Origin of the sequence: Gilliamella sp. BG3, from assembly GCF_046635605.1 — a bacterium.
GTDB classification, from domain to species: Bacteria; Pseudomonadota; Gammaproteobacteria; order Enterobacterales; family Orbaceae; genus Gilliamella; species Gilliamella bombi.
Genome location: NZ_JBIDFE010000003.1, coordinates 1 through 19427 on the forward strand (window position 1 = coordinate 1; position 19427 = coordinate 19427).

The 19427-nt window shown below is 34.5% G+C and carries 18 protein-coding genes; 15 read left to right on the forward strand and 3 right to left on the reverse strand.

Features of this window, described 5'->3' with window-relative positions; translation table 11 throughout:
- The 5 genes from ACGH6S_RS01735 to ACGH6S_RS01755 form a co-directional block, all read left to right on the forward strand.
- The coding region (locus ACGH6S_RS01735) for a hypothetical protein (protein ID WP_411579480.1) at positions 1-909 on the forward strand (909 nt) is incomplete at its 5' end.
- A gap of 647 nt (positions 910-1556) precedes the next feature.
- On the forward strand, positions 1557-2246 hold the full coding sequence (locus tag ACGH6S_RS01740; protein WP_296300691.1) for a DUF2884 family protein: 690 nt from the start codon (positions 1557-1559) through the stop codon (positions 2244-2246).
- 63 nt (positions 2247-2309) lie between these two features.
- On the forward strand, positions 2310-3161 hold the full coding sequence (folD, locus tag ACGH6S_RS01745; protein ID WP_065560709.1) for a bifunctional methylenetetrahydrofolate dehydrogenase/methenyltetrahydrofolate cyclohydrolase FolD: 852 nt from the start codon (positions 2310-2312) through the stop codon (positions 3159-3161).
- A gap of 64 nt (positions 3162-3225) precedes the next feature.
- Positions 3226-3717 (forward strand): peptidylprolyl isomerase B, encoded by a 492-nt coding sequence (gene ppiB, locus ACGH6S_RS01750; RefSeq protein ID WP_411578701.1) that lies wholly within the window; start codon positions 3226-3228, stop codon positions 3715-3717.
- Positions 3710-4462 (forward strand): UDP-2,3-diacylglucosamine diphosphatase, encoded by a 753-nt coding sequence (locus ACGH6S_RS01755; protein WP_411578702.1) that lies wholly within the window; start codon positions 3710-3712, stop codon positions 4460-4462. Before ppiB ends, ACGH6S_RS01755 begins: the two co-directional genes overlap by 8 nt.
- Here ACGH6S_RS01755 and modC read toward each other — a convergent pair.
- Genes modC through modA form a run of 3 tightly spaced genes read right to left on the reverse strand, consistent with a single transcriptional unit; the run spans position 4441 to position 6588 of the window.
- Positions 4441-5121 (reverse strand): molybdenum ABC transporter ATP-binding protein, encoded by a 681-nt coding sequence (modC, locus tag ACGH6S_RS01760; protein ID WP_296318354.1) that lies wholly within the window; start codon positions 5119-5121, stop codon positions 4441-4443. The two genes, ACGH6S_RS01755 and modC, sit on opposite strands and share 22 nt — an antisense overlap.
- A gap of 5 nt (positions 5122-5126) precedes the next feature.
- Entirely contained in the window at positions 5127-5816 is a 690-nt protein-coding gene (modB, locus tag ACGH6S_RS01765) for a molybdate ABC transporter permease subunit (protein WP_085163823.1), read from the reverse strand.
- 28 nt (positions 5817-5844) lie between these two features.
- Positions 5845-6588: a molybdate ABC transporter substrate-binding protein gene (gene modA, locus ACGH6S_RS01770; protein ID WP_411578703.1), complete on the reverse strand. Its 744-nt coding sequence runs from the start codon at positions 6586-6588 to the stop codon at positions 5845-5847.
- 291 nt (positions 6589-6879) lie between these two features.
- Between modA and ACGH6S_RS01775 the strand changes: the two genes are divergently transcribed.
- The 10 genes from ACGH6S_RS01775 (at position 6880) to ACGH6S_RS01820 (ending at position 18910) form a co-directional block, all read left to right on the forward strand.
- Positions 6880-7662, forward strand: coding sequence for a TOBE domain-containing protein (locus tag ACGH6S_RS01775; RefSeq protein WP_174799119.1), 783 nt, complete (start codon positions 6880-6882; stop codon positions 7660-7662).
- Positions 7663-7677: 15 nt separating this feature from the next.
- Positions 7678-9150: a molybdate ABC transporter ATP-binding protein ModF gene (gene modF / locus ACGH6S_RS01780; RefSeq protein WP_034912101.1), complete on the forward strand. Its 1473-nt coding sequence runs from the start codon at positions 7678-7680 to the stop codon at positions 9148-9150.
- 383 nt (positions 9151-9533) lie between these two features.
- A complete protein-coding gene (uvrB, locus tag ACGH6S_RS01785; protein WP_296300684.1) occupies positions 9534-11537 on the forward strand; it encodes an excinuclease ABC subunit UvrB in 2004 nt (667 codons plus the stop codon).
- A 25-nt stretch (positions 11538-11562) separates the two neighbouring features.
- The gene (locus tag ACGH6S_RS01790; protein ID WP_034912106.1) at positions 11563-11913 is read left to right on the forward strand and encodes a RidA family protein; all 351 of its coding nucleotides are present in this window, start codon (positions 11563-11565) and stop codon (positions 11911-11913) included.
- A 169-nt stretch (positions 11914-12082) separates the two neighbouring features.
- Positions 12083-12583 (forward strand): 5-(carboxyamino)imidazole ribonucleotide mutase, encoded by a 501-nt coding sequence (gene purE / locus ACGH6S_RS01795; protein ID WP_085163820.1) that lies wholly within the window; start codon positions 12083-12085, stop codon positions 12581-12583.
- A 1-nt stretch (position 12584) separates the two neighbouring features.
- The gene (gene purK, locus ACGH6S_RS01800; RefSeq protein WP_411578704.1) at positions 12585-13661 is read left to right on the forward strand and encodes a 5-(carboxyamino)imidazole ribonucleotide synthase; all 1077 of its coding nucleotides are present in this window, start codon (positions 12585-12587) and stop codon (positions 13659-13661) included.
- A 41-nt stretch (positions 13662-13702) separates the two neighbouring features.
- Entirely contained in the window at positions 13703-15193 is a 1491-nt protein-coding gene (gene dgt / locus ACGH6S_RS01805) for a dGTPase (protein ID WP_296300681.1), read from the forward strand.
- A 254-nt stretch (positions 15194-15447) separates the two neighbouring features.
- The gene (glnK, locus tag ACGH6S_RS01810) at positions 15448-15786 is read left to right on the forward strand and encodes a P-II family nitrogen regulator (RefSeq protein ID WP_296208114.1); all 339 of its coding nucleotides are present in this window, start codon (positions 15448-15450) and stop codon (positions 15784-15786) included.
- Positions 15787-15807: 21 nt separating this feature from the next.
- The gene (gene amtB, locus ACGH6S_RS01815) at positions 15808-17088 is read left to right on the forward strand and encodes an ammonium transporter AmtB (RefSeq protein ID WP_034912125.1); all 1281 of its coding nucleotides are present in this window, start codon (positions 15808-15810) and stop codon (positions 17086-17088) included.
- Between the two features lie 886 nt (positions 17089-17974).
- Complete coding sequence (locus ACGH6S_RS01820; RefSeq protein ID WP_411578705.1) at positions 17975-18910, forward strand: hypothetical protein; 936 nt, start codon at positions 17975-17977, stop codon at positions 18908-18910.
- The last annotated feature ends 517 nt before the right edge of the window (positions 18911-19427 follow it).

Below are 19427 nucleotides of genomic sequence, written 5' to 3' on the forward strand. Positions count from 1 at the left end.
ACCAATGTTAGTGCCCATTCAGCATACGGAATACCTGATGTAGGTAAGCAAATTACCCTAGCTAAGACCTACCAAATCGCACCAAAATCGCAAATTTGTTATGCAAAACCGAATGATGTGATTGTTTCACCTAATCTACAATGGCGATCATATGATCCTAATCTGGCATCTGACCCAATTTCAGGACCTTGGGCTTGGAATGGTACGAATATAAGCCGACATCCTAACGCTGGTGGAGGGTATAGCGCTGATTATGTTTATAACTGGGGATTTAAAGCTAATCCAATAGAATCAGGTAAAAAATTTCCAACAACTGGCTTTCCTGGAGCTAAATTTCAATTAGTGATGATAGGTGCACAAGATGATTATCGTTATCAAATACTCAATAACCCAGGTGGAGGTGTTTCTGTTGATCAAAATGGGGTGGTAGAACTTAATAGTAAGCCGTCAGGAAATGTTACGGTGAGGACAACGTTAAAAAGAGATACTTCAATCATTCATGATTATATATTTAACCCAACTTCTGTGTGGTTAGAACCTAAAAATAACGACAATATAAATTTATCTAATGCAATCAATTTATGTGGAGGAATGGATAATATACCTTTACGTAAAGATTATACTAATTCTCCAGCTATTAATGTTGCAGAAAATCAGAATTGGAAAATTTATCCCAATAGTTTTACGCGATCAATTGGCGGTTCAGTTATGGGGGAATGGGGCTGGCTATCGAATAAAAACTATCCTAAATCAAATTGGCCTAAAGATAATACTTACAATGTTCTTTTTTGGACTAGAGAAATAGATTACGCTAAGTATAATATTTATTTTACAGTTAACTTATCTGGTTATGTTTCTACACGTGAAGCTGAAAAGGGTGACAATAGTAAAATAGCGTGTAAACGTTAATGATTCTACAATATATGATAATATCGAGTTATATAAAACTCAGATTAACTGAAACGTAACTCTCTGAATCAGTGACGGCTATTTTTATGATTTTAGCGCCATATTGCCTTCTGGTGATAAGGCGCTATTTTTTTATGTTTTCCATTACCATTGTTTCTCAAATTACGATAAATAACACAACAAGTAGTTCCTACATATTACTCAGTAAACTCACCTCTTTTAAGAACATTAGTTGTATAAAGAATTCACACACTATCATGAAATACTATCTATCATATAACTGTACCATCGGGCGCTAGTCTGCACTTTTTTAATGGTCAAGGCTCGCATATTCATATGAATATCCTTACTGTATTAGTTCTCTAGCCTACTACTCTTTACCATTTAACTTGCGGTGTATAATTTAAGCAAAAACTATGGAGGATGAATTCGATTTTTGTTCAATAGGATAAAAATTGTTTGTCAAAAACTTTCAGATAACTATGTGTTTTAGTATAAAACTACTTATAATTAATTTTGATATCATATAAAGTAATTAAACCGTTTGGCGAGTATTGTTTTTAAAATTATAGTACTTATTTAATTTTATTATGTTTATTTCTTAGTAGACGTTATAATCTTCATGAATTAACTAGCTGGATATGAATATGTTAAAAAAATTGATATTGATTGCTTTGTTGTTACCTATCACCGTATTTGCTGCTAAAAAAGAGTGTGGGATTAAGCCCAGTTATGACATTACGATAAATAGAGAAAGTGTACATGTTTTTGATAAAAAAAATGATTTAATTATCATGCCAAATGGTAATGTCATTTTAAATAAAGAAACGATATCACTTAATCCATCATTACAAAAAGAACTGATTCAATTTCAGCAAGATTTACGTCAACAGTTACCGCTACTAGAACAACAATCATTAAGCCTTTTAACTGAAGTTAAAGAAACTTTTGAAAAAGCAATAAAAAATCAATTGGGCGATGATAATGAGCTAAAAAGCGAGTTAAACAAATTATATAAACGTTTAGTCAAGTTGTTACATGCATCAATTATTACTGAAAATGGTAATACGCGATTTTCTTACCGACATTTTAATAATATCAAAAAAGATGGAGAAGATATTGGTCAACGCATTTTTTATAATGTTGTGGGCGGAAGTATTTTGCATTTCGAATTTTTTAAAAATTATGGAGCAATTAAACAAATTTCTAAAAATGAATGGAAGGCTCAAAAACCTAAATTAAAAGCTTTTGATGCTCATATTTGTTCAGTTATTACAGATATTGATGCTCAATACAAACAAATATTGAATCAACTTAATCAATCAATTCATAACTAAATAGACATTAATAAAAACTTTTGCGAAAATGATACCTCTAATAAGATAGTTAAACGGAAGCTTATGACTGCACATATAATTGATGGGAAAGTATTAGCACAACAAATACGAACTGAAATTGCTAATAAAGTCAAAATGCGTATTGAAAAAGGACTATCAGTCCCAGGATTAGCTGTAATTCAAGTCGGTTCAGACCCTGCATCAAAAATCTATGTTAAAAATAAGCAAAAGGCTTGTGATGATGTTGGTTTTGTTTCATTTGCTTATGACTTTACCTCGACGACCACCGATGAATTATTAGCATTAATTGATGAACTAAATCAACGTTTAGATGTGCATGGTATTTTAGTACAACTGCCTTTACCTGATAATATTGATAAAACAAAGGTTCTTGAACGTATTGATCCAAGTAAAGATGTTGATGGTTTTCACCCATATAATATTGGACACTTGCTACAGCGTGATCCAATCTTGCGACCATGTACTCCTTATGGCGTAGTCAAAATGCTAGAATCCACCGGCATAAATCTGTCAGGTTTAAATGCTACCGTTGTAGGAGCATCAAGCATTGTGGGTCGTCCAATGGCATTAGAGTTATTATTATTAGGTTGCACAACAACCATTACCCATAGTCGTACTATTGATTTAGCAAAACATGTTAGCAATGCGGATATTGTTGTTGCGGGAGTAGGCATTGCTAATTATGTTAAGGGTGAGTGGATAAAGCCAGGTGCAATCGTCATTGATGTTGGTATCAATCGTTTGCCAGATGGTAAACTTGCAGGTGATGTAGAGTTTGATGTTGCTGTTAAAAGAGCGGGATGGATCACACCTGTTCCTGGTGGTGTTGGTCCCATGACAGTTGCTATGTTAATGAGCAATACACTAGAAGCATGTGAAAAATTTGGTAAATAATTTATATTAATTAAGATTTACTAAATTTTATTCGAAAGATATATATTAAAAAAAGGATTATGCAATGATCATATTTCACACTAATTTAGGTGATATTAAAATCAAAACTTTTGATGATAAGGCGCCAGAAACTGTTAAAAATTTTGTTGAATATTGCAAAGAAGGCTTTTATAACAACACAATATTTCATCGTGTTATTAATAATTTCATGATTCAAGGTGGTGGTTTTGAGCCTGGAATGAACCAAAAAAAGACAAAATCACCAATTAAAAACGAAGCAAATAACGGTCTAAAAAATGAACGTGGTACTTTAGCAATGGCACGTACATCAGATCCTCATTCGGCAACTGCGCAATTTTTTATCAACGTGGTTGATAATGATTATCTCAACTTTCGCTCTGCGGACATTAATGGTTATGGCTATTGTGTTTTTGCACAAGTTGTTGATGGGCTTGATGTGGTTGATAAAATAAAAGCTGTTAAAACAGGGCGCAGTGGTATGCATTCTGATGTTCCTGTAGACGATGTTATTATTACGAGTGTCACGGTTGAATAATCCTGTTCGTTATTTTATTGCTGATATCCATTTAGCAGATAATGAGCCTGCTTCAGGTTATATTAATATAACCGCAGGCTTTTTGTCTTTTTTGGATACTTTGCCCGACAACTGCGAGCTTTATATTCTAGGCGACCTTTTTGATTACTGGGTTGGGGATGATGTAAAAACAAACTTACATTATCAAATTGCGCAGGCTTTACAAGCCTTATCAAAACGTAATATAAGAAAATATTTCGTCCATGGTAATCGTGATTTTTTATTGGGAAAAAAGTATGCACAACAATGCGAAATGACCTTACTGCCTGAGATTAATTGCCTTTCTAATCAAGGAAAAAACATTATTTTTTTACATGGTGATTTACTGTGTATTGACGACCATCAATATCAAACTTTCCGAAAAGTTATGCATAATAAATGGCTTCAAAAATTATTTTTATTTTTACCTCTTTTTATTCGGTTGAAAATTGCAGCAAAGTTACGAAAAAAAAGTAGTCAACATAATCAACTCAAATCTGAAAATATCATGGATGTGAATCAGCAAGCAGTTATTGAAATGATGGTTAAACATAATGCAGATATTATGGTGCACGGTCATACACATAAACCTGCTGTACATCATTTTCAAATTGAAGGCAACACTGCAACTCGTGTGGTGCTTGGTGCTTGGCATGATGGCGTGACATATATTAAACAAGCGGAAAATAGTAATACTTTAGAGCTTTATAACCATTCTTTTAAATAGTCACTTTGTAAAACATGTTCGGTCTTACCAAACTCAATCAGCTTGCCTTGATCTAAAATTGCAACATTATCGGCTATTTGTTTAACTTCATTAATATTATGTGTTACATAAATAATGGGTATATTTAGCTCATTAGTTAATTTATTAATATAAGTTAACAATTCTTTTTTTCTTGGCATATCTAGAGCTGAAAGCGGTTCGTCCATTAATAGTAGTAAAGGGTTGGTTAATAGTGCTCGACCAATTGCTACTCGCTGTTTTTCTCCACCAGATAACATAGCAGGATAACGATTTAATAATGGTCGGACATTAAGTACATTAACTATTTCATCAAATCTTGATTGCTTGAAATTTTTAGCACCATAAATCAGATTTTTAATAACTTTATAATGAGGGAAAAGTAATGCATCTTGAAAAACGGTACCAATATGCCGATTTTCAGGAGTAACAAAAAGGTGTTTATTGCAATCAACTAGTGGTAAGCCATTCAACTGGATTTGGCCTTGATCAGGTTTAATTAATCCATTAACAAGGTTTACTAGTGTGGATTTTCCTGAGCCAGAAACGCCTAAAATAGCAGTAACCCCTTGGCAGGCTATCTCATGATTGAATTGGAACGAAAACGAAGCAAGTTGTTTGCGAACATCTATTTTTAACATATTGATTATCCTGCTAACTTCTTTTTATGCCATCGATTTAACAATTCGGATAAAAAAAGTGCGATTAGTGATAACACAATCGAAATAATACACAGTCGCAATGCACCTTGTTCACCATTGGGAATTTGTAACAACGTATACATTGCTAATGGTAAGGTGCGAGTTTCATCTTGAATATTTGACACAAAAGTGATGGTTGCACCAAATTCCCCTAAGCAACGGGCAAAACCCAATACAATTCCCATAAGAATACCAGGAAAGGCTAATGGTAAAGTAATAGTTATAAAAACTCGCCACTTATGGGCTCCAAGAGTCCGAGCAACGTTTTCAAGGCGTGTATCAATTGATTCAATGGCTAAACGAATTGAACGCACCATTAATGGAAATGCAACTACTGCCGAAGCTAAAGCTGCACCTTGCCAATTAAAGCTAAAACTAATATTTAAATGGCTACTCAACCACTCGCCAATAACGCTACGTCGTCCCATGGTTATTAACAACAAATAACCTAAAACAACTGGTGGTAAAACAAGAGGAAGATGTACGATGCTATCAAATAGCGATTTACCAAAAAATTGACAGCGTGCCAATATCCAAGCGGTTAAAATTCCTATTGGCAAACTAAAACCAATTGCTGTGGCGGCTATCTTTACACTAAGTAGTAAGGTTCGCCATTCAAATTCAGTTAATAACATAGTTTTATAAAATTATTTACTTATTAAATTACTTTGTTATAAATCCATATTTTTCAAAAATAACTTTAGCTTGTGGTGAATTTAAATATTGATAAAAATCAGTTGCTTTCTGATTTAACAAAGTGATGGGATATTCGATAGACTTAAATGTATCTTCAGGAAAGGATCCAATTATTTTTACTTTATTGCTTATTTTTGCATCGGTACTATATACAATACCAAGCGTAGCTTCATTACGCTCAACTAGTACCAAAGCGTCTCTTACATTGCTCGCTGGGGCAAATTGTGGCGATAATTTATTAAATACCCCTAAATTAGTTAATGATTCTTTTGCATACATTCCTGCTGGTACATGATCAGGATCACCAATAGCTATTCTTTCACCTTTAGGTAAAATAATTTCCCAATTGGTATTTTTATTAATTGAAACATTCTCTAAATGTGAATTTTGAGGAGCAATAAGCACCAATGTATTTTTTAATAAATCGTGTTTATTTTTAGTTAAATTATGCTCAATAAGATAAGTCATCCACTTTTGATCAGCTGACATAAATATATCCGCAGGTGCACCTTGTTCAATCTGTTTAGCTAATACTGATGATGAAGCAAATGAGAATACAATATTTGCATCTTTATGTTCTGTTTTATAAGCTGCAGCGATATCTTGCATAGCATTAGTCAATGAGGCAGCGGCAAATATAGTCATTTTTTCAGCAGCTGAAACTGAAAAAGTTATTGCCATCATTAAGATAATTCCAATAATTTTTTTCATTTTGTTCCTCACAATAAAATTGAGTTAATTTTAACTGTTAATATTATTTATCTAATTGATTATTATGATTTATTAAGTTATTTGGTAAATTATTAAATAACCGCTATATAAAATATAACATATCGATGCTAGCAGAATTTATATATAAAGTACAATTAAAATTCATCTAAGCTGATACGATATGACAATCAACAAAATTTCACCAAGTTTTGAAGGAATGCCAAAAAGGGTCTACAATAACCACTATTATCTCTTCCAAATTGATTAGTCGGTTCTTCATGGTGTTAAATTATGTTTTCTCCTGAAATTTTATTAACGTTAAATATAAAACAGCAGTTATTTACTGATCCAAGGCGTATTGCGTTATTAAAAGCAATTGAACAGACGGGGTCATTAAGTCAGGCTGCCAAGCAAATTGGTATTAGCTATAAAACCGCTTGGGATGCCATTAATGAAATAAATAAATTAGCACCTAAACCTTTTTTAATTACCGCAATTGGTGGTAAAAATGGAGGAGGCACTAAACTGAGTGCTTATGCAGTTAGATTTATCCAACTCTATGATCTATTAACTCAACTACAACAAAATGCTTTTAACATACTAAATGATGACAAAGTACCTTTAGATGATATTTTAAAAGCTACAGCTAGACTATCATTACAAACCAGTGCACGAAATCAATTATATGGTACGGTTAAGCAGATTCAAACAAACGATGTCGCTGGTTTTATTACAGTGCTACTTAGTGATAATCAAACTGAGTTAAAAGTTTACATTACTCAGTCAAGTATTGAACGGCTAAAGTTGAGTACGGACAAAACAGTATTGCTGTTAATTAAAGCTCCATTAATTGAATTAAAAAATGAAATCGAGAACGAAAACTGCTTGTCGGTTACCGTTGAAAAAATCACTACTGATGGCAATTGGAGTGAAATTGCTTTTACACTATCTTCTGGCATAGTGCTTTATGCTAACAAATTAGCCAGTGAAGTAAAAAAGTCGGCTTTAGCTACAGGCAAACAATCAAAACTATTTATTAATCCACAAAATATTATTGTTGCGACATTAGTTTAGCAATATGAGGTTATCATGCTACAAATAGAAAACGCACATTTTAAAATTAGTGACTACCTAGTTTTTACCATTGAATCACTTACAATAAATCAAGGAAGTAATGTTGCATTTGTGGGGCGTAATGGCAGCGGTAAATCTATACTAGTTAAAGCATTAGCTGGTGAGCAAACATTATTATCAGGCAAAGTAATTAATCAATTTAACTCCATAGCACACATATCGTTTGAACAGCTACAAAAACTAATTGATGATGAATGGAAACGCAATAATACAGATATGCTAAGCGAAGGTGAAAACGATACAGGATTAACCACTCAGCAAATTATACAAGAAAATAATTTTAATCAAGTACTTTGCCAAAAATTAGCAACACAATTTGGAATTGAACACCTATTAACGAAACGCTTTAAATACCTTTCAACTGGTGAAACACGCAAAGCCTTAATCTGTCGAGTTTTGATGCAGCAACCTGATTTTCTGATATTAGATGAGCCTTTTGATGGCTTAGATGTGACATCACGTGAAAACTTAGCCGAAATACTAGCAGATCTTGCTAAGCAAGGTATCACAATTGTCCTTGTTTTAAATCGATTTAATGAAATTCCTACTTTTATTGAAAATATTGGCATATTAGCCGATTGCCAACTATTGAAAATTGATACAAAAGATACAATCTTAAACGATACAACTGTTAAGCAATTAGCTGATTTGGAAAATATTTCCAATATGCCATTACCAGAAGCCGACGAACCACCAACTCAATTAGCGGATCAATTAGATCGAGTCATATTAAATAATGGTTATGTATATTATGATGATAAAGCAATCATTAATGGATTAACTTGGCGAGTAAAAGCCAAACAAAATTGGCAAATAGTTGGACCTAATGGCGCAGGTAAATCAACGTTATTAAGTTTAATAACTGGCGATCATCCGCAAGGGTATAGCAATGATCTCACTTTATTTGGTCGTAAACGAGGTTCGGGTGAAACGATTTGGGATATTAAACGCCATATTGGTTATGTTAGTAGCAGCTTACATTTGGCTTATCGAGTTAGTTCTAGCGTTAAAACTGTGTTATTGTCAGGCTATTTTGATTCGATTGGTGTCTACCAAGCTACCAGTGATAAACAAGCTAAATTGGCTGATGAATGGCTACAATTACTAGGGTTACAAACGCAGGCGGATAAACCCTTTCAATCGCTTTCTTGGGGACAGCAAAGATTAGTATTGATTGCCAGAGCGTTGGTTAAACATCCGACACTGCTTATTTTAGATGAGCCATTGCAAGGGCTCGATCATCTTAATCGAGAATTAGTAAAACGTTGGATAGATCGTTTAATTAGTGAAGGGTACACGCAGTTGCTATTCGTGTCTCATCACGCAGAAGATGCGCCAAAATGCATCACTCACCGATTGACTTTCATCCAAAACTTGGATCATAGCTATCAATATCAAATCGAACAGATAAATCGAATGATTAGTTAAAACTATCAAAATTAGTGTTAAAGATAGGAATAAACATTAAAATAAAAGGGATTTTTTTTTGAAATTTTATCTTGATAATTGAAAAAAGTTTATAAAGACTATATTTATAAAGTTATCCCCGTTGCCTGTGGATAACTCTGTGAGTATTTTATTGAAAAAAGCGCTAACCTCAGTAACTATCAGGATTTTTCTTAATTTGATTGTAACTTAATCATGAAATATTTTTTTGTTTTATATCAACATGTTACCGTAAATCAAGTTATAAATTAGTTGTCTTTTTTATAAATGAAAATGTTAATTGAACAAAAAATAGTAAATTTTAAAAGGTCAAGTCCTTTTGGGGATAATTTTTATTAATAGGTAAAATATTAGGTTGCGATGTAATGAAAAAATTTAAATTATGTTCCGAATTTAAGCCAGCTGGTGATCAGCCAGAAGCAATAAAAAGGATTAATCAAAATCTTGATGATGGGATTGCGCATCAAACACTATTAGGCGTAACTGGATCAGGTAAAACATTTACCATGGCAAATGTTATTGCTAAACATAATCGCCCTACAATTATTTTAGCACCAAATAAAACATTAGCCGCTCAGCTATATGGCGAAATGAAAGCCTTTTTCCCTGAAAATGCGGTTGAATACTTCGTATCTTATTATGATTACTATCAACCTGAATCTTATGTACCGTCAACCGATACATTTATTGAAAAAGATGCATCAATTAATGAACATATAGAACAAATGCGTCTTTCTGCCACTAAATCACTACTAGAACGACGTGATGTTGTAATTGTTGCTTCGGTGTCGGCAATTTATGGTTTAGGAGCACCAGAAACCTATATGTCGATGATATTACACCTAACAAAAGGCACCATAACCGATCAGCGTTCAATCTTAACTCGATTAGCTGAATTGCAATACACTCGTAATGAAATAGGTTTTAGTCGTGGTACATTTCGTGTTCGAGGAGATGTTATAGATATTTTTCCAGCTGATTCAGACGATCTTGCTGTGCGCGTTGAGTTATTTGATGATGAAGTCGATCGAATTGTTATGTTTGATCCGCTTACAGGTAATAGCATAAATGAAGTATCGCGGATAACAATTTATCCAAAAACACACTACGTCACACCAAGAAACATTATGGAAAACGCTATTGCGCAAATAAAGCAAGAGCTTAAAGAACGTCAAAAAGTTCTGTTAGACAATAATCGTCTATTAGAGGAGCAACGTTTAACTCAGCGGACATTATTTGATATCGAAATGATGACCGAATTGGGGTATTGCTCTGGGATTGAAAACTATTCACGCTTTTTAGCTCAGCGTAATCCAGGCGATCCGCCAGCAACCTTATTTGATTATTTGCCACCTGATGGATTACTGTTTATTGACGAATCTCACGTGGCTATTCCACAATTAGGGGCAATGTATAATGGTGACCGTTCACGTAAACTTAATCTGGTTGAATATGGCTTTCGTTTGCCATCAGCACTAGACAATCGACCGCTAAAATTTGCTGAATTTGAAAACATCATGCCACAAACGATTTATGTGTCAGCAACACCAGCTAAATACGAAATTGAAAAATCAGGTAATGAAATTATTGAACAAGTAGTTAGACCTACAGGTTTATTAGATCCTATTATCGAAGTTCGACCAGTTGCGACGCAGGTTGATGATCTATTATCAGAAATCAAAATTCGTATTAATAACGAAGAGCGTGTTTTAGTGACCACATTAACTAAACGTATGGCAGAAAACTTAACTGATTATCTGTCAGAACATAATGTAACTGTAAAATATTTGCATTCAGACATCAATACGGTCGAACGTATGGAAATTATTCGTGACCTACGTTTAGGTAAAGTTGATGTACTTGTGGGCATTAACTTATTGCGAGAAGGTTTAGATATACCTGAAGTCTCACTAATAGCAATATTGGATGCTGATCGCGAAGGTTTTTTACGTTCAGAAAGTTCACTAATTCAAACCGTAGGGCGTGCAGCTCGTAATGTAAATGGTAAAGCCATATTATATGCTGATAGAATAACCCCTGCTATGCAAAAAACGATTGATGAAACTGCCCGTCGTCGTAAAAAACAGGAAGACTTTAATACAGCACACGGCATTACACCAAAATCAGTACGCAAAGAAATTAAAGACGTATTAGAGGCAGGTTTAAGTACCAAAAAATCAACAGCTAAAGTACAAGCATTTGAACCAGGCAAACCTTATCAGTATGTTTCAGTTAAAGAAGTACAGGCAAGAGTCAAAGAGCTTGAAGCAATGATGTACGAAGCGGCTAAGAATCTTGAATTTGAAAAAGCTGGTGTACTGCGTGATGAAATAAAAAAATTGCGTGCTGATTTTATTAAAGTATCTTAATAACTCATCTAACAAGGAAAATATGATGACAATAACACGAATTGATCCAGATAACCGCTGGTCTGAAGCAGTGATCCATAATAACGTTATTTATTACACAAGTGTTCCAGCTGATCTTGAAAATGACGCTTATGTACAGACCAAAAGTGCATTAGCTGAAATTGACAAAATATTGGCTCGAGCTAACAGTGATAAATCACGTATATTAGATGTAACATTATTTTTAGTTAATAAAAGTGACTTTGCTGCTATGAATAAAGCATGGGACGAATGGGTAGCTAAAGGTAGTGCACCAGTACGTTGTACAGTGCAAGCTGGGTTAATGAAAAAAGAATATTTGATAGAAATTAAAATCGTGGCAGCAGTAAAAGGCTAACTCTTTCTTCACCGCCGATACTATTCGGCGGTATTACTTTGTTTATCATCTTCATTTTTCCGGGAACATGTATTTTAATTGCTAACAGATAAAATCCTTACTATCCCCATTAATTAAATTTTAGTGTATACTTCACATACATCTTATTTTAATTATTCATACATTTGCCATGCATACTCAACCTAGAATTGCCATTGTAATGGGTTCCAAAAGCGATTGGACTACTATGCAACACGCAGCCGACATCCTTGATGCGTTAACAATTCCTTATCATGTTGAAATTGTTTCTGCTCACCGTACCCCTGATAAATTATTTTGTTTTGCTGAAGATGCCAAACAAAAAGGCTTTGATGTAATCATAGCTGGTGCTGGTGGTGCGGCTCATTTGCCAGGTATGTTAGCTGCTAAAACGCTGATTCCTGTATTAGGTGTTCCAGTGCAAAGTGCTGCATTAAGTGGAGTAGATAGTCTCTATTCTATTGTTCAAATGCCTAAAGGTATTCCTGTTGGTACTTTAGCAATAGGTAAATCTGGTGCAGCGAATGCGGCATTACTTGCTGCACAGATTCTAGCTCTACATGATAAAGAAATATATCAACGTTTATCAACATGGCGATTAACTCAAACTGATGAGGTATTAAATCAGCCTGATCCAAGAGTGAATGCATAACATGAAACTTCAATCTGTTTGTGTACTTGGGAACGGACAATTAGGGCGAATGCTTAAGCAAGCAGGCGAACCAATAGGTATAAAAGTTTATCCAGTTGGATTAGATGTAGATCCTACCGCCATTCCATATCAACAGTCAGTAATAACAGCTGAAATTGAGCGATGGTCAGATACTCCGTTTACACAAATTTTAGCTAAACATCCGCATTTTGTTAATCGAGATGTCTTTCCTATTATTGCCGACCGTTTAACGCAAAAACAGCTACTTGACGAACTTGGTTTACCGACAGCCAAATGGTTTGCACTTAATCAATACCAAGATTGGTCAAAGCTATTCACTGAACTTGGCGATCGATTAATTGTTAAACGTCGAACTGGTGGTTATGATGGACGAGGTCAATGGCGAATTGCTATTAATGGTCCAATAACTGTACCTGATGATATCTATCAACAAGCTATCGTTGAACAGGCTATCCCTTTCGAAAAAGAGATGTCATTAATAGGCGCTCGTAATGCAAAAGGTGAAACAGTATTTTATCCCCTTACCAATAACTTCCACCAAGACGGCATCTTAAAAATAAGTGTTGTACAACCTAACGAATCTCATTCATTACAAATAAAAGCGGAGCAAATGCTATCTGCTATTATGCATAAATTGAATTATATTGGCGTAATGGCAATGGAATGCTTTATTGTTGGTAATGAACTACTGATCAACGAACTTGCTCCACGGGTACATAATAGTGGTCATTGGACGCAAAATGGAGCTTCAATTAGCCAATTTGAATTACATCTTCGGGCTATATTGGGACTTCCTTTGCCTAAGCCAGATGTATTTACGCCATCAGTTATGGTTAACTTAATTGGCACAGAATTAAATTTAAATTGGTTATCAATTGATTTGGTACATCTTCATTGGTATGAAAAAGAAGTTAGAGTTGGACGTAAAGTAGGGCATTTAAATTTAACCCATAACCAAACAAACAAATTGTTAAAAGCATTAGAGAATTTAATACCGTTATTACCTAATGATTATCAAAAAAGTATTGAATGGGCAAAACAAACATTAGCAATTTGAAAACTTAAAACAATTTGAGTGATTAAATTAAGGATGAAACCATGATCAACTTTAACCAAAAAATTAATTATCAGCGTTATGCTAGCAAACAGCGTGAAGCTCTGTCTGATGAGTACTCAATAGTACGCTGTTTTGAAAGTGATCGTGGACGCATCATAAACTCAGCCGCTATTCGTCGCCTACAGCAAAAAACGCAAGTTTTTCCATTAGAACGAAACTCAGTAGTTAGAACAAGACTTACTCACTCTATGGAAGTGCAACAAGTTGGGCGATACATAGTCAAAGAAATCGTTAATCGCCTTGGCAATGCTGGAAAATTAAAAAAATATGGGCTTGATAATTGTATAATGGCGATTGAAAGCCTAGTTGAAATGGCTTGTTTAATGCATGATATTGGTAATCCTCCATTTGGTCATTTTGGTGAGGCCGCCATTAATAAATGGTTTACTCTACGTTTAGGTCTTGGCAAAGCAACAAATTATCGACTTCTTGAAATAAATGTTAGTGATAAAGAAGAAATAAAAGAACTTAAAACCAAAATCCGCCAAGATTTATCAAGTTTCGAAGGTAATGCACAAGCAATTCGTTTAGTGCATACAATATTACGGCTCAATTTAACTTACTCTCAGATTGCTTCAATTATGAAATATTCTAAACCAGCTTATTGGTCTAAGCCGGTACTGCCAGAATTTTCATATTTAATGAAAAAAGCAGGTTATTATTTATCAGAAGAACCATTTATTGAAGCGCTATCTAAACAGCTTGATATCAAACCATTTCATCGTTATCCATTTACCTATATTATGGAAGCAGCCGACGATATCTCATATTGCATTGCCGATCTAGAAGATGCGGTTGAAAAGAAAATTCTAACGGTAAAACAGCTTTATACTTACTTAGCAGAGGCATGGGGACCGATTAAAAAAGGTGATCTGTTTGATACTGTTGTCAATCGCCCTTATGAAAATCTAAATCAAAATGGATTTGATGCGATAGGCATTGATCAATTTTTTATGTACCTACGTGTCAACACTATTGGCAAATTGGTACCACATGCTGCTGAACGTTTTATTGAAAATATTGAAGAAATTTATCACGGCTCATTTAATCATGCCTTACTTGAAGATCATGGCGCAGAATATAAATTACTTAATATTTTTAAAACAGTTGGACTTGAACATATATTTAATCATGAATCGGTTGAAAATATTGAACTTCAAGGGTACCGAATTATTAGTGGATTGCTCGATATTTATAGCCCATTGCTTGATATGCCTACCAACGACTTTTTGAAATTGGTTGAGGATAAACATCATAAAAATTATCCTATTGAAACTCGCTTATATCATAAATTATCCTCAAAACATTGTGTCGCTTATAAACAAGCAGTTAACAAACTAAATTCAAATAAAGCAGAAAGTTTTGCGTGTATGGAATTCTATTATCGATGTCGCTTATTGCAGGATTATATTAGTGGCATGACAGATCACTTTGCTTATGACGAATATCGCAAGTTAATGGTGACATTCTAGATCCAAGTAATTTTACAACAGCTAAGCACCACTAATATGCATTGGCACCATATTAGTGCGCTGTTAAATAATAAATCTAATTAACTATTTGTTATCTTTTGTTTTAACCTTCCAATCAAAACAGCCGAACTTTAATTTTATGATAGCTATATTTTTATAAATTAAGTTGCAGTAGCAAATTCAATTCAAGTTAATTTTTTTGGCACACTCTTTGCATAATTTAATCTGTAACTCACAATTTTTAGGAGCGATTGATGAAATTAGTTACTGTAGTTATAAAACCTTTCAAATTAGAAGAAGTTCGAGAAGCCTTATCTAATATAGGTATTACAGGATTAACTGTTACCGAAGTTAAAGGTTTTGGACGACAAAAAGGTCATGCCGAGCTTTACCGTGGTGCAGAATATAATGTCAATTTTCTACCAAAAGTTAAAATTGATTTAGCTATTCGTGATGATGAACTTGACCAAGTTATTAGTACAGTTACTAAAGCAGCATATACGGGCAAAATTGGTGATGGAAAGATTTTTGTCACTTCACTTGAACATGTAGTGCGTATACGTACTGGTGAAACCGATGACTCGGCATTGTAATTGATTGTTAAGGAAATCATTATGTTGAAAAAAATTATTCCCTTTTTAGTTATTTTATTCTCAAGTTCAGCTTTTGCCGAAGAAGCTGCTGTAGTTGATAAAGCGGATAACGGCTTTATGATGATCTGTACCGCCCTAGTACTTTTTATGTCGGTGCCAGGGATTGCTTTGTTTTATGGTGGATTATTACGTTCTAAAAATGTGTTATCAATGTTAACACAAGTACTAGTAACTTTTTCGTTAATAGCGGTGCTATGGATTGTTTACGGTTATACACTTGCTTTTGGTGAAGGGAACTGGTTTTATGGCAACTTTAACCATTTTCTATTAACAGGGATAGGTATTACAGATGTGTCAGGATCGATTTACGAGCTAATTTGGATAGCATTCCAAGGATCATTTGCTTGCATTACTTGTTGCTTAATTCCAGGTGCTTTTGCTGAACGAATTCGTTTTTCAGCAGTATTAATATTTATGGTGTTATGGTTTACATTTTCATATATTCCCATGGCGCATATGGTATGGGGAGGCGGAATTTTAGGTGATGAAGGAGCACTTGATTTTGCTGGTGGTACGGTAGTACATATTAATGCTGCGATTGCAGGACTAGTGGGTGCTTATCTGATTAGAAATCGTATAGGTTATAATCGTGAACCACTAAAACCATTTAACTTACCTTATGTCTACCTTGGAGCTGCTATTCTTTATATTGGTTGGTTTGGCTTTAACGCAGGATCATCAACGCATGCAGATGAAATCGCAGGTTTAGCCTTTATTAACACTGTTGCAGCAACAGCAGCAGCGGTTTTGGCATGGACGTTCGCAGAATGGTTTTTACGAGGTAAACCATCTTGCCTTGGTTCGGCATCAGGAGTGATAGCGGGATTAGTTGGTGTAACACCAGCGGCTGGTCTTGTTGGTGTAGGTGGTGCTATGTTAATAGGGCTTATTTGTGGTTTTGCTGGTGTCTGGGGAGTATCAACACTCAAAAGAATTCTAAAAGTTGATGATACATGTGATGTATTTGGTGTACACGGCGTATGTGGAATTGTGGGTTGTATATTAACTGGTATATTTACATCAGAATCGTTAGGAGGTATTGGTTATGCCGAAGGCATTACAATGGCAACTCAAGTAGGAATACAATTGATGAGTGTTATTACCTGCGTAGTTTGGACTACAGTGGTTGCTTATATTGCTTATAAAATTGCAGATATCATTGTTGGCTTAAGAGTATCAGAAGAACATGAAAGAGAAGGTCTGGATATTAATAGCCATGGTGAAAGTGCTTTCAATAGTTAATCACTAACCGAAACAGTCATTAATTAAAAATTAGATATAAAAGCAGATTTAAACTCAAAATAATTTACAGGGAGATATTCCTATAATTATAGGAATATCTCGTGGTGTTTACATTAATTTAAGAAACTACTGTAACAAAATAGACATAAAAACAAAATTAACGTCATATCACAAATAAGTGATATGGCGCTTATATTATAAAGAAAAAATAACAGTCACTAATTTTGTTAAATGCTTTATGGTTAGTTATTCAATCATTTATAGCGTGTAAGAATGCCTTGTTGAAGTTTTTTGTTCCCTTAACCTGCAAAATGAACGTTATGTTAAAACGTGTAATAGCATCGAATCAATCACAAATTTACTAAACCACTTAATCCACAAGCGAATGACAAAGTGAAAAAAGTGATACAAACTTTGAATTGAGATATGACATAATCAGCAAATATTTATCAATTTAAAAGATAAAATGCAAAATCTTAAGCGATTTCGGGAAAGGAACCTTATGAGTTTTTAGAGGATTATTTTAACTATAAAGTATAAACAACTCGGTTTTTTTCTAAAATTTACATTTCTTTACAAAAAAGTCCGCCAAAAAACTAGCCAACTATTTTTTTTATGGTTATACTTTTATCGCTGTAGGAAAACAAGCTTATTAAATAAGCGAACAATTATAAAAATTCAAATAAAACAAAATATTACTTGACACGAGGAATGTAATGCATTATCATTTTAGGCACAAGGCACAAGGCACAAGCACTGGCAAACCTATGTCTTAAATTTATCAAATAATCCTATTCGACGAGTTTTTACACAAAACTTATTTATATCTTCGAAATTATCGCTCAAATCACCTAAAACAGTTTTGCTAGTATTAGCATTGTTATTATTGTCATTGTCATGGAATGTACAGGCGAATGACAAAAAGTATCGAGCGGGTAATCGTAGTGATGCAATAATAATACCGTCGGCAGTTATCAATTATGTAAGGCCAGATCTAGAGAGTAAGGGATCATCTGCAGGCCCAGCTGACATATGGAATCCTGATAAGGGCTTTTTAGTACAATCAATTGATTTTGAATCAATTCATCCTGAATCATACAGTCTTAATTTCCCGACCACAGGTGCGCATAATTTATATTTTGATTTACTCATAAGTGGAGTAGATATAAATGAATTGACATGGGAACCAGTCACGCATGAGGGAATTACTGCAACAGTGACAAATGTTGTAGCTAATGATAAGAATGAGGATATTCCTGATGAAGACAAGGGACAAGTTGTCGCCCGTGTTAAGCTAACAGGTCCAGAGGCAAGAAATCAATGGGATAATCCTCATCCTAATCCAATTGCTAAGCCACAGTTACCGCAGACGTTTGAGTTAGTGGGTAGAGATATTAATACCGGTGATGAGGTAGTAAAATATGGATTTGTGTTGAAGCAGTGGTTCGTCAATCGTGGTAGTCGATCTAAAACTTATAGTGACCAGTTAGCATGGTGTAATAGTTTGGGTTATCGAATGCCACGGGTAAGAGATTTAACCAATGCAGTTTGTTCTGGTGTGTTTTCAGGAAGCCATTGTCAAGGCGCAGTAGGCGCCACACCTAGTTCATCAGATAATCATTACAAGCGTCACATAGGCGCTGGCTTTTTCACGGAGTGGGGCTACGTGCGCAAGTCCTACACTGATTCGGGATTCGTCTACATCAGCTACTGGACGAGCGACGCTACAGGTAGCAACCAGTTCCTTGTCCACTCGCACACCGGCAGCGTCCGCAGCATCGCCGGCCACCACCCCCTCTTTTGCCTTTGCACCGCACCTTAGCTTTTAGCGTTTAGTTCTTAATCCTTAGGGCGCGGAAGGGGGTTACGGTGCTTGAGAGGATAATATAACAAAGAATAAAGCCCCCGCGTAAGTTGGGGCGCTGAGCAGGCAAAGTCTGCGCTTTTGCTATCAACTGGCTGTTATTAACAAATTATTATTAAATAGCTATTATCAAATAACAAAAGCGCTTTTATTAAAAAGCCAAATTCAACGTAATAAAAAATTAGTCTATAATTGTTTGATTTTATTTAAAAAATCAAATAAAAACTTCAATAAAATCAATAGCTTACCTGAGCGATTTTAGAGTAAAAACACGCTTATAGCACCACAATATTAATAAGCTTGACTTATCAGAGCGCCAAAATATACCAATAACGAAGTAAAGCTAGCACGCCAAACTGGGCTATTGGGCGTGTTTGTGTTTTAGATGTTATCACCAATATTAATCATTCCACAAAAGTTAAAAACTCCTAAAACTAACATATATTTTAATTAGAAAATTCACCTATCTATAAAA

Excerpts from the sequence above, each read along its gene's own strand:
- uvrB (WP_296300684.1), top strand. The coding sequence starts at position 9,534 with ATGAAAAAATTTAAATTATGTTCCGAATTTAAGCCAGCTGGTGATCAG.
- modB (WP_085163823.1), bottom strand. The coding sequence starts at position 5,816 with ATGTTATTAACTGAATTTGAATGGCGAACCTTACTACTTAGTGTAAAG.
- dgt (WP_296300681.1), top strand. The coding sequence starts at position 13,703 with ATGATCAACTTTAACCAAAAAATTAATTATCAGCGTTATGCTAGCAAA.
- modF (WP_034912101.1), top strand. The coding sequence starts at position 7,678 with ATGCTACAAATAGAAAACGCACATTTTAAAATTAGTGACTACCTAGTT.
- ACGH6S_RS01790 (WP_034912106.1), top strand. The coding sequence starts at position 11,563 with ATGACAATAACACGAATTGATCCAGATAACCGCTGGTCTGAAGCAGTG.
- ACGH6S_RS01775 (WP_174799119.1), top strand. The coding sequence starts at position 6,880 with ATGTTTTCTCCTGAAATTTTATTAACGTTAAATATAAAACAGCAGTTA.
- folD (WP_065560709.1), top strand. The coding sequence starts at position 2,310 with ATGACTGCACATATAATTGATGGGAAAGTATTAGCACAACAAATACGA.
- modC (WP_296318354.1), bottom strand. The coding sequence starts at position 5,121 with ATGTTAAAAATAGATGTTCGCAAACAACTTGCTTCGTTTTCGTTCCAA.
- ACGH6S_RS01740 (WP_296300691.1), top strand. The coding sequence starts at position 1,557 with ATGTTAAAAAAATTGATATTGATTGCTTTGTTGTTACCTATCACCGTA.
- amtB (WP_034912125.1), top strand. The coding sequence starts at position 15,808 with ATGTTGAAAAAAATTATTCCCTTTTTAGTTATTTTATTCTCAAGTTCA.
- glnK (WP_296208114.1), top strand. The coding sequence starts at position 15,448 with ATGAAATTAGTTACTGTAGTTATAAAACCTTTCAAATTAGAAGAAGTT.
- purE (WP_085163820.1), top strand. The coding sequence starts at position 12,083 with ATGCATACTCAACCTAGAATTGCCATTGTAATGGGTTCCAAAAGCGAT.
- purK (WP_411578704.1), top strand. The coding sequence starts at position 12,585 with ATGAAACTTCAATCTGTTTGTGTACTTGGGAACGGACAATTAGGGCGA.
- modA (WP_411578703.1), bottom strand. The coding sequence starts at position 6,588 with ATGAAAAAAATTATTGGAATTATCTTAATGATGGCAATAACTTTTTCA.
- ppiB (WP_411578701.1), top strand. The coding sequence starts at position 3,226 with ATGATCATATTTCACACTAATTTAGGTGATATTAAAATCAAAACTTTT.